The 15,585-nt window shown below is 49.2% G+C and carries 12 protein-coding genes and 1 pseudogene; 3 read left to right on the top strand and 10 right to left on the bottom strand.

What is annotated here, in order from left to right; genetic code table 11:
- Positions 1–489 precede the first annotated feature (489 nt).
- A complete protein-coding gene (locus FGL94_RS06325; RefSeq protein ID WP_144922289.1) occupies positions 490–1,236 on the top strand; it encodes a hypothetical protein in 747 nt (248 codons plus the stop codon).
- Positions 1,237–1,290: 54 nt separating this feature from the next.
- Here FGL94_RS06325 and FGL94_RS18555 read toward each other — a convergent pair.
- A pseudogene (locus FGL94_RS18555) lies at positions 1,291–1,466 on the bottom strand (CopG family transcriptional regulator).
- 94 nt (positions 1,467–1,560) lie between these two features.
- Between FGL94_RS18555 and FGL94_RS06315 the strand changes: the two are divergent.
- Positions 1,561–2,883 carry an ATP-binding protein gene (locus FGL94_RS06315; RefSeq protein WP_144922286.1) on the top strand — a complete coding sequence of 441 codons (1,323 nt, stop codon included), beginning with the start codon at positions 1,561–1,563 and terminating at the stop codon, positions 2,881–2,883.
- Positions 2,884–2,885: 2 nt separating this feature from the next.
- Complete coding sequence (locus tag FGL94_RS06310) at positions 2,886–3,839, top strand: O-methyltransferase (protein WP_144922283.1); 954 nt, start codon at positions 2,886–2,888, stop codon at positions 3,837–3,839.
- A 272-nt stretch (positions 3,840–4,111) separates the two neighbouring features.
- Here FGL94_RS06310 and FGL94_RS06305 read toward each other — a convergent pair whose 3' ends face one another.
- The 9 genes from FGL94_RS06305 to dndC form a co-directional block, all read right to left on the bottom strand.
- On the bottom strand, positions 4,112–4,573 hold the full coding sequence (locus FGL94_RS06305) for a hypothetical protein (RefSeq protein ID WP_144922280.1): 462 nt from the start codon (positions 4,571–4,573) through the stop codon (positions 4,112–4,114).
- A 2-nt stretch (positions 4,574–4,575) separates the two neighbouring features.
- The gene (locus FGL94_RS06300; protein WP_144922277.1) at positions 4,576–6,534 is read right to left on the bottom strand and encodes a coiled-coil domain-containing protein; all 1,959 of its coding nucleotides are present in this window, start codon (positions 6,532–6,534) and stop codon (positions 4,576–4,578) included.
- Complete coding sequence (locus FGL94_RS06295; RefSeq protein ID WP_144922274.1) at positions 6,518–6,715, bottom strand: hypothetical protein; 198 nt, start codon at positions 6,713–6,715, stop codon at positions 6,518–6,520. Before FGL94_RS06295 ends, FGL94_RS06300 begins: the two co-directional genes overlap by 17 nt.
- A 3-nt stretch (positions 6,716–6,718) precedes the next feature.
- Positions 6,719–8,707 (bottom strand): DEAD/DEAH box helicase family protein, encoded by a 1,989-nt coding sequence (locus tag FGL94_RS06290; protein ID WP_144922271.1) that lies wholly within the window; start codon positions 8,705–8,707, stop codon positions 6,719–6,721.
- A 4-nt stretch (positions 8,708–8,711) separates the two neighbouring features.
- On the bottom strand, positions 8,712–9,932 hold the full coding sequence (locus tag FGL94_RS06285; RefSeq protein ID WP_144922268.1) for a transcription initiation factor IIB family protein: 1,221 nt from the start codon (positions 9,930–9,932) through the stop codon (positions 8,712–8,714).
- 432 nt (positions 9,933–10,364) lie between these two features.
- The gene (locus FGL94_RS06280) at positions 10,365–11,546 is read right to left on the bottom strand and encodes a cysteine desulfurase family protein (RefSeq protein WP_144922265.1); all 1,182 of its coding nucleotides are present in this window, start codon (positions 11,544–11,546) and stop codon (positions 10,365–10,367) included.
- A 12-nt stretch (positions 11,547–11,558) separates the two neighbouring features.
- On the bottom strand, positions 11,559–11,945 hold the full coding sequence (gene dndE / locus FGL94_RS06275; RefSeq protein ID WP_144922262.1) for a DNA sulfur modification protein DndE: 387 nt from the start codon (positions 11,943–11,945) through the stop codon (positions 11,559–11,561).
- Positions 11,938–14,019 carry a DNA sulfur modification protein DndD gene (gene dndD, locus FGL94_RS06270; RefSeq protein WP_144922260.1) on the bottom strand — a complete coding sequence of 694 codons (2,082 nt, stop codon included), beginning with the start codon at positions 14,017–14,019 and terminating at the stop codon, positions 11,938–11,940. Before dndD ends, dndE begins: the two co-directional genes overlap by 8 nt.
- Positions 14,019–15,524 carry a DNA phosphorothioation system sulfurtransferase DndC gene (gene dndC, locus FGL94_RS06265; protein WP_144922257.1) on the bottom strand — a complete coding sequence of 502 codons (1,506 nt, stop codon included), beginning with the start codon at positions 15,522–15,524 and terminating at the stop codon, positions 14,019–14,021. The genes dndD and dndC overlap by 1 nt, the downstream gene beginning before the upstream one ends.
- Positions 15,525–15,585 lie beyond the last annotated feature (61 nt).

The following is a 15,585-nucleotide window of genomic DNA, read 5'->3' as shown; positions in this document are numbered from 1 at the left end:
CCAGGCAAACGCGATCAGTGCACCTGGCGTGGTCTGACCTAACCACCCACTCGCCGCCAAAGCGTTCTCCACGCAGCACCGGCGAGACGACGCCCTCACCGCTGACAGCGACATCAACGAATTCGGGCAGACCGATCCAACAATGTACAAATCCGGCACCCACTCCCAATTCAAATACCAACTCTACCACCTCGGAACCCTCACCACCGGCGGCACCGACGACAAAAGCAACGTGTTGAGCAACACGTGGCGGTTAGAGCAACCGATTGGTGGCGCATCCGGATCGCGCTGACTCAAGAGAGAATCTCAAATAGAGAGCTGTTCGCTCTCACTCGCTTAGATACCGTCAGTGAACGGAGCGTTTGAGCGCTGATTATCTCGCAGTCTCTCGATCTAAAAGGGATATTTATCATGACAGCCCATGTGGCGTGCCTATGGCGACTCCAACTGACAAGTTCGATTTGAAGATCTGGGGGAAACTTTCGTAATATGGGGACACTCGTACTTGACATCGAAACCGCGAGCCCCTTCGAAGAGCCACCCGAGAACTCGAACGACACGAAGTACTACGAATGGTTTGCCGTCAGTCTCGCGTACGCTGATGACATAGAGGGCACACCAGAAACCGAGGTGCTATTCCGTCGCGGGGACTGGGAAGACCCTCATACGATCGATCTCTACCAACGAATGTTCGAGTGGTGTGACCAGCGAGATATCGATCGCCTCCTCACCTACAACGGTGCCTGGTTCGACGGGAAACACCTCCTCAACTGGGCTCAACAAATGGACGCCACGACAAATCATGGCTTCCTTGGACGCACCGAAGCGTTGTTCGAAAACCATGTTGACGTCGCGCTCGCCGCAGCTGACGAGTATGCTGACGAACTCCGAGACGACCAGCATATCCTCCCTGACTGGAAAGCATACAACCTCGCAGGGATCGATAATGACAGCGTCTGGTACGACAACTACGAATTCCCAGCCACATACCTCTCAGAGATAGACGAAAGCGGCGTCCAAGGCAAACACATCGGTCAAGTGGTCGGTAAACAGTACATAGACAACGTCACTGCCGGCATCGAAGACACGAGTGTCCACCGAGAACTCACCCGACTTCTCAAAGATTACTGCCAGAGTGACGTCGCCGATCTTATTGAACTATACACGACACTCGGCGGTCCAACGCTTGACGAGACGTACCGCCGAACACAAACCGAAATCGACTACAGTACCTGAGTTTATAGCCTACGTCTGGCTCGGGTTGGGGAATCAACCGACACACGCCCACCATCAGTCATTAGTATCGTGTTCATTCTCAGATGAATCTACTCGTCCATGTCGCTTGTCGATCTCATCAAGCATATCAAGCGTCTTCCTGATTGATGCGCGAATTGCGTCACCCCAATTCATGAACTCGCCTCAACACCAACGTGCTCGTCAAGATCATCAAGCAATTCCTGCGGCATTTCAACACTCAGTTCAACAGAGCCATAATTCTCTACTGCATGGCCGTCAGTACTATTATTATACAATCTGAACACTGAATCGTAGGCCAATATAATGAGTGATAATAGTACAATTGAAGTTGACGCCAGACCAGTAAAAGAATTCTTTATTGATGTAATTACTCGGGATGTTGAATTGATTGATACTATTCCAGAATTTGTAGATAACAGTATTGATGGGGCAACTCGTTCTACAAACAGCGAAAGCTTGGAAGATTTCTTTGTTGATGTGAGAGTTTCAGCCGACAAAGTTGTAATTAAAGATAACTGTGGAGGAATTGAAAGAGAAATTGCTGAAGAGTATGCCTTTAGATTTGGTCGACCAGTTGATGTTCAAGATGACCTAGAGTCAGTTATTGGTATATTTGGGGTGGGTATGAAGCGTTCTCTTTTCAAGTTGGGAAGGCATTTTATTGTGGAATCAAAGACAGATAGTAGTCATTTTATTATAGATATTAATGTAAACGAGTGGTTGGAAAGTGATGAATGGAATTTTGAAATGGAGATGATATCAGAAGACGACGACAGATCTCAACTATCTACCACTGGTACGTACATTCGAATCGATGATCTTCTCCCAGAAGTAAGTCGGAAGTTTGGACAGGATTTGTTTGCTACTAGATTAAAAAACGAACTCGGATCAAAGAATAGAGATAAAATTAGAAAGGGATTAGATATTACGGTAAATCGCGAATCAGCTACATACGCCGCAATTGAAATATATCAGTCTGATGAGCTAATACCCGCGTATAAAGAATATAGTTTTGAGCAAGGAGATGATGAGGTACAGGTCGAACTGAAAGCTGGCCTTGGTGAACGGTCTCCCGATGATGCTGGATGGTACATCTTCTGTAATGGAAGGCTGGTTCTCCGAGCAGACAGACAAGAAACTACTGGCTGGGGTAGCGACACAGTTCCCCAGTATCACAATAACTTTAGCCGTTTTAGGGGCACTGTGAATTTCAAAAGCGAATCTCCCGGTGCGCTACCATGGAATACAACGAAGACGGACGTGAATCCAGATGCCCCAGTTTTCCGAAATGCCCGTCAAGAAATGGAACAAATGATGAATCCAATTATCACCACGCTACGTGAAATTGCCGTTGAAAAGAGCGAAAGAGGTGAGTCAACTGTTGAGCAAAAAATCGCAAATTCCTCAATTATCAAAATTAGTGAGATCGAGTCAAGTGGGGAACAATCGTTCAGCTCCCCGAATCCTGAAGAAGAAGAGGATGACGAACCAAACGAGGTTCACATTCAATATACTAGGGAGGAGGCGGAGGTAGATGAGGTAAAAGAAATATTGGGCGTCGATACGAATCAAGCGGTTGGGATTAAGACTTTTGAGTATTTCTACAAATATGAGGTAGGTGAGTAAGTATGTCTGATGAATTCGAGGTGAATTACAGACTACGGCCTGCAAAAAATATTGAACGAAAAATGATGGTTGAAATATTGCGAAAGCTCTCTCATATTAACCCTGTTACGAATTATCAATATATAGGTTTTAGCTCCCCATTTTTTAGTGATTTTAAGCTATTTCACAAAGAATTGGGACTAGAATCTATGATTAGTATCGAGGAAAAAGAAGATCTCAAAAAACGCTTTGAATTTAATAAGCCATTTGATTGTATCGATGTTGAATACGGTCGGTCTGATGAGGTCCTTCCAGACATAGACTTGAACAGAGAGACTATTTTATGGCTAGATTACACAACAGAATTAAAAAGATATATGTTTGAAGATATTGAGAATTTCTGTTATTCAGCCCCACCAGGGAGTGTGATCTTTATTACGTTACGTGCTGGAAGGATGAGCTATCAGGAGTTGAATGACTCAAATTATGACAATAGATTTGAAAAATTGGAAAGTGATGTAGGTATTGATAATATCCCACCAGATGTGCATGATATCGATCTTAGAGAGAGTTGGTCGCTTGCAGAGGCATACCGTTTAATTCTATTAGAGAAAATCAAAACAGACTTTTTATTACCTCGTAATGATCGTCGCGAGTACGATCTGAGTTTCGAGCAATTAGCGAATTTTACATACAAAGATAGTAAGAAAATGATGACTATTGGCGGTATGTTATATTCTGAAGAGATAGTCAGGCAGTATGAGAAAGCATCGTTCGACGAACTTGATGTTGTGAAAAGAGAGAAGGACCAATATCACATTAATCCGCCAAAATTAACTTTTGCTGAAATGAGAGACATTGAAAAGAAACTACCGTCATCTCCAACGCTGAGTCAGGCTCCTGTTTCTGATGAGATTAAAGAAAGATATGCTAATGTATATCGATATTTCCCTCGATTTGTAGAATCTGAGATGTAAATGTCGTAATTTTACTATTTTAGTACACAATTCTGATTATATTCCGAATCTTGGAGATATGCCTAATTAGAACTAACTGAACTTTCTCAGCCGTCTCCAATTTGTTTGGCAATACCCACTACTTGTCAACTCCTTCCATAGGGCTACCATTCCCAGATCCAAACCGTAGATCAAACCATTCCCGAAAAGATTGAAAACAATATGAGATCATATAGGACAAAAACAGACGGTATGTGCTGTTGGTCTGGACATGAGGGTTTTAGTGCGGAACCCTACGCCTGCTCGAGCACCTTGTGGTACTTCCGGAGGAATTCGTCGAATTCCGTGGGGGCGGGGCCAGCATCTCGCAGGCGTTTATGACCACGCTCGGCATAGCAGTTGAGTAGCTGTTTACCGTAGTCCGACAGCTGTGTCGGGTCACTTGAATCAAGGATACTTAGCATGAGCTCGCGGATTTCGTCTTCTGCATCTTGGGGAATATTTTGGCGATCAATTTCGGCGGTAATGAGCGCAGCGTAGATCTCGAACTTCTGGTCCTGGTAGTCCTCAATAACGCCTTCGACGAATGGATCGGCCGTTGGCTCATCGTTAGTGACCTCACGATCTCGAGCCTTGATTCCGACCATCGCTGCGAAGTAATACTTGTCCCACATACTGTCGAATTCGCCTGTGGAACTTGTCTCCTCGATATTATCGAAGTACTCGCGGGCGGTATCACTGAGTCGGAAGGCCATCGTTACTCACCCTCCGTAGCGGACTGCATCCGGCTATCGCCGTCTTCCTCCTCCTCGGATGTGAAATCCATGAAGAAGTCCTTGTCATCATGCATCCGCAGTTCGCCGGGCGAGTCTGTTTTGTACACGGTGTAGTAGTTAATATCGTTGTCAGTGGCTGGCTCAAGATTCTCAACGAATCCCTCTTTTTCTGTCGAGATAATGAACGCGATAACTTGATCGAACAACTGCGAAATGATTGGTGCGACTTCGCTCCGAACCTTGTGGTCCAAGCTCACCGCCGGGCTATCGATGACGAATGGCATGTCTACCGCCGATCCTTCGAACAGGGTTGAGAGATATGCGTAGGCGACAGCCAGCGATTGACCTTCTGAGGAACCGCTCTTGTTCTTGAGATTTATCGAATCATCGATCGAGTCAATCTGTACGCTAGAGCGCTTGAGAATCCGGCTGAGCCGCTGGTTCGTTTTGTTGATCTGGTCACGCTTCACCTCCGCGACGGCTTGGCTGACGAAATCATCGAGGATCATGTCCAGCTTCTCTGCTTGTGCGCTAAACGTAACAGTGTCAGTCGCAGCCTCAACCTTCTCTTTGTACTTTGTGACCTCTCGCTTCGCCTCGGGGATATTCTTCTCCCAGTCAAGATTATGTCGCTGTCTGAGACCTTTGTCGTCGGTGGTGAGGAGCTCGACTTTTCGTTCTTTGTTCTCACGATCTGTCTTTTCAGACTCGATCTGCCTGGTCAGATCCTGTTTTTTCTCTTCAAGATTTTCATCACTGAGGCCCAATTGATCGCGCTGCGTCTGGTATTTTTTGAGCTCTTTGCGAGTCTCTCGCAGTTCCTCTAACTCCTCGTCCAGTGCCACCGGCTCGCTAATACTCCCCAATCGTTCCTTTAGCGCATTAAGGACGCCGACGTCTTCGTCTGAGAGGAACCGCTCAGCGTTCTCTCGGATCTCATCGCGGTGTTTTTCATCGAGGTCCCGCCCACAGACGCAGGTATCCTGCTCAGCAAGCTCAGAGAAAAATTCCTTTGACGTAGATTTAGGCAATCTGAGGACCCGCATGTGCTCGAGAAGCGTGGTAAAGTCCTCGTGAAAGCTGGATGAGAGTTTACTGGGGACTCGCATATCATCAAGCAGACTCGCCGAGTTGGTCTGCAGGGTTGTCTCGAGCTCCTTGATTTCGTCTTGGTATTCCTGATATTTCTTGAGGGCTTCCTTATCTTTCGAGATGATCTTCTCACGCTCTTCTTTGAGACTCTCGATTGTGGAGTCGTGTTCACTGATCTCGTCTTCTAGACGATCTCGAGTCTCTTTGAGACGAGCAAGTCGATCTTCTCGATTTTCGAGCAGGGATTTGACCTGTTTCAGACCCTGCTCTGTCTTGGCTCCGTCCTCTTCCTGCTGTTCTTCCACAACACGCTCGATAGCTGCTCGCTGCGCCTCAACCCGGTCTAAGCGGGTTACGATCTTCAGCGCATTCTCAGCTTTGTTCTCACCAGTTTCGATGAAGTCGTCCGTCAGTTCGCCGTTGAAAACGAAGAGGTCGACAAATTCCTCTGTAAGGATGTTCTCTAATTCTAGCGGTAGGAAGTGGCCGCTGTTCATTCCGCCATCTTCTCGCTGCGGGTACGAGTGGCGGTAACCAACAGTCCCTAGGTCGTAATCAAGATCCATGTGGATCCGGAACCGATCATCACCGGCGGCGAAGCCAATAGTAAATTCACCTTCTGAGGCACCAGTCTCGGGCTCATATCCCATCACAGTCTCGTCGTCGAGCTCTGAGCCAAGGATCAGATGCCGAATAAGCCCCATAGTCGTGGTTTTCCCCGTCCCGTTGGGCATCTGCACGAGTGAGATATGTCGTGGCTCGCTCGTGCCCGGCTTTGTAAATTCAAGATGAAGACTCCCGATATCACGAATATTCTCGTAGCGAATCTCCTCAATTCGTAGATTCATCAGCTGTATCCTCCTCGGTGAGTGTCACGTTGTTAATTAGTCTGGTCAAGTCGCCGTCTTCTGCACTCCCTTGCATCGCGTTCTCGCAAAAGCCAACAAAGCGAGTTTTAAACGCGTTATCCTGGTCGTGCTCTCTGAGAACGTCGGAGGCAATGTCCTCAAAGGGGAAATCATCACTCATGTATTACTCTTGTTGTGTTACCTTGTTGAGCCTTGTAAGCCACTCGTATCGCTCTCGGTCCGGCGGTTTCATGTCTTCACCTGCCCCATCGGCGCCGTCGTCGTCGTCCATTATTTTCTGTTCAATATCATTTTTCACTACAAAGTCAATCACATTAGCCCTTTTGTCTGGGTTGGATGGATCTTTTCGGAGCGCTCTGCCGATGCGCTGGGTCGTTGTCCCCTTCGAACGGGGGGCGGAGAAGAGGATGATATTTTTGACTGACTGGATGTCGATCCCTTCTGAAATGGCCTTGCTCGTGACGAGCGTCGACAGTTTGCCTGTCGAGAATTCGTCGAGCTTGGACTCGTCATCTTCGCCGTAGTAGGTATGGAAATCATCGACATAATCGTAGATAATCTCCTGAACCTTCGTGCCGTAATCCTTCGAGGCGACGAAGATGATTGCGTTTTCAAGAACCTCGGGGTTAAGCTCGAGATGACGCTGGAACTTCGGTAACTTCTCTTCGGATTCCTTGCGGACCCGTGAAAGCATGATGTACAGTTGGCTCTGAGGGACGGACGGATTCTGCCGTTTCAGCCCAGCGAACTTCTTAAATTGCTTTTTTTGTCGGGCCTTGTCTTCCTCCGAGAGTTCGTAGGTAATCGGCGTGTAATCGAATTCAGTCAGAATACCCCGCTTGATCGCTGGCTCCAGTCCGAACTCGTACACCACCGGGCCCATCTCATTTCGGATGAACTCATTCCGGTCGGGATCATACGGATCGAAGGGAGTTGCGCTCAGGCCCAACCGATACGGGAAAACATCGAGTTTCCCACCAAGCGCCTCCTGTTTCCCTTGAGCGCCGATATTATGCACCTCGTCACAGATCAACAACCCTTTGGCGAGCTTGTCATCCATATCGCCGTCAATTGCGTCCTCCAGATTGGCATAGGAGGTGAGCAGGATATCTAACCGCTCGCTGTCGTTCATGAGGTAACTCCCAAGCTCTTTGTGACTGCTGTACTGCCGGTAGAGAAACATCTCCTCGGCAGAGAAGTGGTCAAGTACCGTTTCATTCCACTGATTCAGCAAGTCGTTTCCACGAGTGGCAATAACCAGCGTTCCGATCGCATCGTCTCGCAGGAGCTGATCAATAATCTTCAGCGACGTCCGGGTCTTGCCGGTTCCAGTCGCCATATCGAGCAACCCTGTCTTCGCCTCCAGAAACGCCTCCACGGCCTCTTCCTGATGGCGCCAGCGATAAGGGCTGGTGAGCTTTGTTTTCTCGCCAGGATCATTATATGGTCGGTCAGAACTGCGAAGCTCGGCAATTCCGAGTGAAATGCTATCTGGGAGACTAAACGAGTGGACGCCCGGTTTTGTATTGCCCCAGATATTGTCGAACCGGTCTTCGTGTTGGGCGACTCGTTGCTGGTCAATAGGCGCCCCCCAAGAAGTGAACACGGAATTCGCCTCGTAATTTGAGAGGCTCTTGCGGCTATCATTTTGCGAGCCGTGGAACGCGACCTTGTCTTCACCGTCGATGAAGATACCCCACTTGTCGTGGAAGTCTCCACCAAGTGCCTCGTCAGTCACGGCGATACGGATGCGAAGTAGCCCATCAGCGATGAGCCATGCAATTGTGTTCTGAGTGTCCTGTTGGAGATTGGATTCTAGATCGTCGACGAGCGTCTCCATTTGCTCGTACAGTGACGGATCTCGTTTGGCGGCGTCACCGTGTTCGATAGCGCTCCAATCATCCTCGGTGAGCTTTGGACTGATAATCCACTTTGCGGTGCCGCCATTGTCGGCAAACGCTGCAATGCCAGCAGCTGCCTCTTCGAACCAACTGCTGGTGAAGTAGCCCACTGCCCGCTTGTACTCACTCGCGGCCTCTAAACTCGGTGTGTAGAAGTCATCGATGAGGTCTGCGGTCGCTGTCTCGTAGAGGAGCGAATATTCGATGTCGCGAAGTCTCCCTGATCTCTGAGATGGCTGGTTGTCTTGCATCTATCTACCGTTGTTTGACCTTATCTGCCACAGTCTTTGTAACATGGTATATCTGGTAGTTTCCACCATCGAGCGTGCCCTCAAGTGTTGCACGCGAAATCGGGTCTCCGAGCTCCTCGCTGGCAAAGCGAATAATCGCCAACGCAAGTGTCACCTCATCGGTCCCGAACCACCTTTGCGGCTGCGGGTCATTGATGCGTTGACAGGCATCCAACGTCTGTGCCTCCAGTTCTTCCGGTGTGTCATCGAGCCTCCTGAGAGCAGTTGCGATGTTTTCCGCCACAGCATCACCGATATACTGGGCCATCTCCTGTTGCGAGTCTACAGACATCTCTTTTTGACCCGTCTCGGTTGATTCCGAAACAGTCGGGCTGCCAGACTCGCCACCGTGTGATGTGGATCCATCGTCTTCAGACGAATCATCGAGAGTGGATCCATCGTCTTCAGACGAATCATCGAGAGTGGATCCATCGTCTTCAGACGAATCATCGACCGAATCGCCACTTGGGCGGTAATCAGTGACTTCTGTCAGCAACTCGCGCTGTTCTCGATATCGGTTCCTGATCGTTACTTCGGAGACGTCTGCGACGTTTGCAATATCCGACTGTGTCACCTTAAGATTATGATCGAGTACTGCATTGTAGATCGCGGCGGCTGCACGACCAGTTGGGCTTTTCCCTCCACCAATACCGGCGTTATCTGCTACATCGATCACCTCATGTGCACGCTCTGTGGTTTGCTCACTCAACCCGAGTTCATCACAGTACCGGTCGGTATAGCCATGTGGATCGAAGAACGCGCTAGGGTCCAGTCCCAGGGTATGAGAGATTTCTTTGACCCGCCGCAACAAGATCACTCGCGTACAGGCCGTCTGGGGCACCGCAGCAAAATCGTCCGGACTCAGAGGAATTGACTCGACTTTGCACGCCGTATAGAGGCAGGCAGCTGCGAGCACTTCAAGCGCATGCCCATAGATTTCTTCCTCATTGGCAAACTGATCGAAAAGTGATTTTGCTGTCGTCCGAGTGGACTCTTCGATCCCCAGCTCCTCTGCGAGGCGCGCGAGCTCAGAATCGACAATTTCCTCACGTCTCTCTTCGTATACGGTTTGCCCAGGTGTCAGAGTTCCAGCACCGGCACCGTCATTCAATTCTTCCTCTGCGTCGACTAAATCGTCAAGGAGCATATCATCCAGCTGCTGATTGATGTCGTCTGTAGAGTCCATGATCAGCGAAAGACATCAAGTCGGCCAGAGTATGTAGTTGTTAGTAACATGAGAATAAAGTCAGTGTAAATATACTTGACTTTTTTGGTAATGATATTGGCAATATTTAGGTCAGCGGCCCCTATACACTGACGACGATCTGAGTCACTCATTTCCAAATTCTGTTCGGTTTTGTTAAATGAATTTGAAATTGGTAATTCTGTGTTTCACCTCACAAAAACGCTCAGCTCTATTCTAATCTTTATGTCGTTCGAATTTGACATCGTGGCCGCGTTTGCGACAGGCTCGCTGGAATAAAATCGCACCAGTAACGACAACGATCGCGCATCCACGTTGGCACCGAAGCATATCGACCTTTGTCTGACGCGGTTGGAACCACTAGGTCCGCATAAATGTTTCTGGAGCCTCTGAGATTCTGAAGATTCTCCCCGCTCAAAACGAACTGAACTTTCGCAGCCGGTTCACGTTCTGTTTGACAATATCCACTGCTTCATCGACTTCTTTCAGTGTGTTTTCTTTCCCGAATCCGAATCTCACAGACGATTGAATCCGGTCCTGGTCATCGAACATGGCTGTTAGCACATGCGATTCTGTCGTTTCCATCGTTGAACAGGCAGAGCCCGTTGCGGCGTAGACACCGTCTTCACTCAATCTCGCAACCAGACGCTGGTCATTCGTCCCAAGGATGCTCATGTTGAGGTTGTTGGGTAACCGCTGATCGGGATGGCCATTCACAAGCACATCATCAACCTCGTCAATGAGTCGTTCTTGAAAGTGGTCTCGTAGTGATCCAACATCTTCTGTACGCGCTGGACGTTCTTCGACTGCGAGTTCGATCGCTTTGCCCAACCCTGTGATACCAGGCACATTCAGCGTTCCAGACCGCCACCCCCGTTCGTGGCCCCCGCCGTGGAATAGCGGTTCAAGATGAGCGGCTCCGTACCGGACATAGAGCGCACCTACTCCCTTGGGACCGTAGATCTTATGTCCAGAAATAGACATCATGTCGAGATTCAGGCTATCGACATCTAAATCGACATACCCGACAGCTTGGACAGCGTCCGTATGAAAGAGTACATCGTGCTCGTCGGTGATAAGACCGATCTCCTCAAGCGGAGCAATCGTTCCAACCTCATTGTTTGCGGCCATGATTGAGACGAGCACGGTCTCATCACGGATAGCAGCCTCAACGGCATCTGGATCGACCAGTCCATGCTCATCCACGGGAAGGATCGTCACCTCGAATCCATCTTCTTTCAGGGACTCACACGCTTCTAATACCGCTTCATGCTCAGTAGCAGCAGTGATAAGGTGGTTTCCCTCGTTCTGTTTCTGAGCCTCTCGCATCGCTCCTTTGAGAGCGAGATTGTCCGACTCAGTTGCACCGCTCGTAAAAATGATTTCTTCTGAACGGGTTGCCCCGAGCGCATCCATTAGCTGATGACGCCCAGCACTGACCAGCTCATGGGCGTCTTGGCCAGCTTTATGATTTGTTCGACTGGCGGGATTTCCGTACTCTGTCGTAAATGCAGATTCCATCACATCAACGACTTGCTGGTCCGTAGGTGTCGTCGCATGATGGTCAAGATAGATTCCTGCGTTATCCGCGCTCATATCGACCCAATCTCACTCCTCTTGTTTCAGTTCATCGGGTATCAACTCTTGAAGATCATCAAGTCCACTGAGCCGCCCGGATAATGTCCCGACGCCGCGGTTCAGATGGGCTAAGAAATAGTCATAAAGATCTTCATCCGGATCACGCCCTTCATTTAGCATTCGTTGACGGACCAGTGCCATGTACAGTGCGTCGTGTTCGCCGAGTAGCGTGTACCGATTGATTGTTTGGCCCTCAGTGTCGTACTGGGCCGTGTTTGGGGCACGCGGTTCATTAAGCGAATAGCACAACCCAATACGAGCAATAAAGTTGGGTGTCAGCTGTGTTACTTCTTGGATTCGCTCCAGTTTGTTTGTGACATCCGAATCGAGGCTGACCCGGTTGAATTTGTCAGTCATCTGTGTACCCCTCGATGTCTACTTGATTTGGATTCTCTGATGACGAGACTCTGTATCGGTTCTCATCCTGCACCGCGTCTTCTGAATCTATATTGAAGTAACCTGCAGAGATGGTCGTCTCACCGGTCTCCTGGCTATTCTCTAATTTGAACTCAGCGGCGATGTACTGTTGCAACTCGTCATGATACGTGTCGGTGATCTCCGTGTCAGTAGAGAACAAGAACACCTGATGGGAGGCTTTCGGGAAGAAGTTCTCCACGAGGCGGGATCGATGCTCTTTGTCAAGCCGCCCCAGTGGTGTATCAATGATGAACGGGAGTGGCCTTCCAGAGATATCTGCCAGTGCCCACAGGAGGGCCGTTGCAAATATTTGCCGTTCGCCAGCTGAGAGCTGGGATTGGTGTTTTGTATCCCCGGCCTGTGTTTCGATGTAGATTGTCGTATCTTCTTTGTCTACGATAACTTGCTCGTAGAACTCAGATTTGTTTGACAATTCAAGATAACGATCGGTCAAAACATCTTCAAGCCGATCTAATTTTTCATTAGTGAGTGTCTCACGGTAATCCCTAATCGTCTCCTGGACCTTCATCGATAAGTCAGCACGACGGGAGATATCATCGAATTCGTCCTGTCTATCAAGACGGTTTTCCAGACCCGAATTAAGTCGGCTCAGGTTATTTTCAACCTGCTCGAGCCGTTCTCGATGCTTTTCAACCTCCGATTCGAGCTCGCCTCGCTTTTTATTTAGCTCGTTGATTTTCTTGAGCTGCGGAGCAATAACGCTTTGATCGGGAGCGTTCGAGATTTTTGCCTCCACATCATTCAGCTCACTCATCTTCTTTTCGAGCTCGTCTGTTAACTCCTGAAGCTCGCCTGGAATTTCATTGAGTGCGCGGTTGACAGCGTTCGTCATCTCCTGCTGCTCACGTTGAGAGAACTCACTTGAGAGTTCGTATTCTGGAACATTCTCTGGAGTAAGTTGCTCGGAAAGTGCATCTTGCAGACGCTCGACAACCTCTGTGGAAGCTCCTTCTGGGACATCCAGGTCTCCCCAGACAGCGTCATCCTCAGCAACATCACTAAGCGCGTTGACTGCTTCCGAGCGGGCCGCTTGTTGTTGGGAAATCTTGCTCTCGTTTTCAAGCCGCTCAATCACATCCCTGCAGAGTCCTGGAGCAAGTGCGAACGGGTAGCTGCCAGTTGCAATATCCCGTATATCTTCTTTTAGCCTGGTGATCTCGGTGCGGAGCTCAGTGCGTCTCTCTTTGTATTCATCACGCTTCTCCGCGAAGGTCCCTCCCTCTTCTGCGAGTTGTTGTTCTGCCGATTCGATCTCCGCCTCAATATTTTCGAACTCTTTGGTTTTGCGCTCGATTTTGTCTTCGAGCTGTGACTTTTCGGTTTCGGCCTGCTCAATATTCTCTCGATATTCATCAATCTCAGCAGCAAGCTCCTCATGACCGTCTTCATCAAGCTTGTGAGACCGATACACGGTCATATCGTTCTCGAGTTGTTCGACCAAGTCCAATCCGAGTAGAGACATCAGCGACTCTGTAAAGCTGCTGTCGTCCTCGATGGCCTTGGCAAGGTTTTCGACCTTCTCGCCGTCGAAGAAAAACAGCTGTGAGATCCCCGGTGGAATGAGTTCCTTGAGAAAATCTTCCCACTGCTCTTCCTCAAGTTCACTTAGCTCGCTTCCATCACGACGAATCGAGACGTCCTCGACCAGACTCTTGCCTCTGTCACGGAACGATCGTTCAACGGTATACCGCTCTGTTTGGCCGAAATCTGTATATTCAAACTCTAGGCGGATCGATGCCTCTTCGGCCTTTTGGCCGCCCGACTCGTGGAGTAGGGCCTGCATTCGCTCCTCGTATTCGCGCCGGCTCAGCGTCTCCTCGAAAGCACTTCGTCCATGGAGACAGATCTGTATCGCATTAAACAGGGTTGTCTTCCCGGACCCATTTTGTCCACCGAAGAGAATGATTGGACGGTCTTTGGTCGTTTCAAGATTGATCTCGTTGTGGCCACCATATGGACCGTAATCTGTGAGGACGATTCGCTGGATCCGCATTATATCAACTCCTCATACTTTATATCGTATTCCCAGTCATCAGCATCTTCACCATCGAAATCCTCGACGACTTCCGCTGTCGTCCGCCAGTCTTCTTTGAACACGCCATCGATCTTATTGTAGATCGACGCACGGCGCTTCATACCGTGGTGACGGAGTTCAACGTCGAGGAGGCGTTTTACCAACTTTGGCGGAACATCGTGCTTCGAAGCCACCTCTTCCAGAATCTCGGCTTCTTCCGCACTGAACGATCCCAGATCGTCTTGAATCCAATCGAGATGTTCCCCCATCACATCATTGTAGATGCGGGGAACTGAGTCCTCCCAATCTGCTTCCTCCTCCCGCCAGAGGCGGCGAATCTCTTTCAGTTCAGCATCTCGGATGAGGTCTAAGTACTCCTCATCAGGATCTTTGCGCTCATTAACTTCTCTTTCTGTCTCTAGGAGCTTACGAAGCAGGTGCTTTCGGAACTCCAGTTTGTATGTCCGGGGGATGATTCCCTCACCACCGTTTGTTTTTTCTCGGATATCGCCGAACCGTCTACCCTTCATTTCACGGAACTTCGGCTTCTTTTCGGGGTCTTGGGTCCGTTTGAGGAGATCCCGGAACTCGAGCAGCGGCTCCATCCAGTCGTCACCCGCGTCGATCATGTTCTCCATGGCTTTGTCTTCCTCGACGACTGTACACGTCCAACAGCCGAACCGACTGTTCCCACATGACGGGGTACTCGTATCGATCACCATCGGGCACTCATCATCCGCCTCCTGATACAGTGCTGCAAGGTCTCGATTGTCTTTCCCCCATGGACACTCTACCTGGAGCAGGTAGTCCCAGACGTCATCGACAATCCAATCTTCAATGGGAGTGAAAACAAATGCATTTGCAAATTTTGAGTGTCGAGAGAGGTTCGAGCCCTCGATGCTGTGGAGATTCATCACCTGCTCACGCGTCGCCGATTCAGCCTTCCGTGCGCCGAGAGTAACAATTACTTCTCCATGTTCCGATACTTTATCCAATATGAAGTTATCTGCTGGGTCGATTTTTAGTCTGTCAGTGCACCATCGGAAAGTCTGATTTGGGGCGGGATATCCGCGACCAATAAGATTGACAAAGAATGAATCTGACACATCGGGGTATACCTTGTGCGCTTCGAATGGGAGATCCTCTTTTTCCGCATATTCATTTATTTTATCAAGGGTTGACGTTATATGATTAACAATTTTGGGGGTCTCAACGAGTGTATCGCTGGATATTACATAAATGGGCTTGTCCAGCTGTTCCTTGGAGAGCTCGGAGATAGCATACCAGATGAGTTGGAGGGTGGTAGTGGAGTCTTTCCCTCCACTGTATCCAATCACCCACGGACGGTCATCGGCTAGGTATGTTTCCTGAATCTCTTTATGTATCTCTTCGAGGTCGCGATACTCAAAGACGGAGGTATCAATATCAGGGCCCGAATCGGAATCGGAGCTGGCAGATTCGGGGTCCCCACTCGTCGTTCCCATGTTGTCTTGGCGGTAGTCGAGGAGACACTTGAACCTATCCCTGAGGAACCGACCGTGATCT

This window comes from Halorubrum salsamenti (genome assembly GCF_007671685.1).
Classification (GTDB): Archaea; Halobacteriota; Halobacteria; order Halobacteriales; family Haloferacaceae; genus Halorubrum; species Halorubrum salsamenti.
The sequence above is the reverse complement of the archived record's forward strand: the minus strand, read 5'-3'. Positions and strand labels throughout refer to the sequence as shown.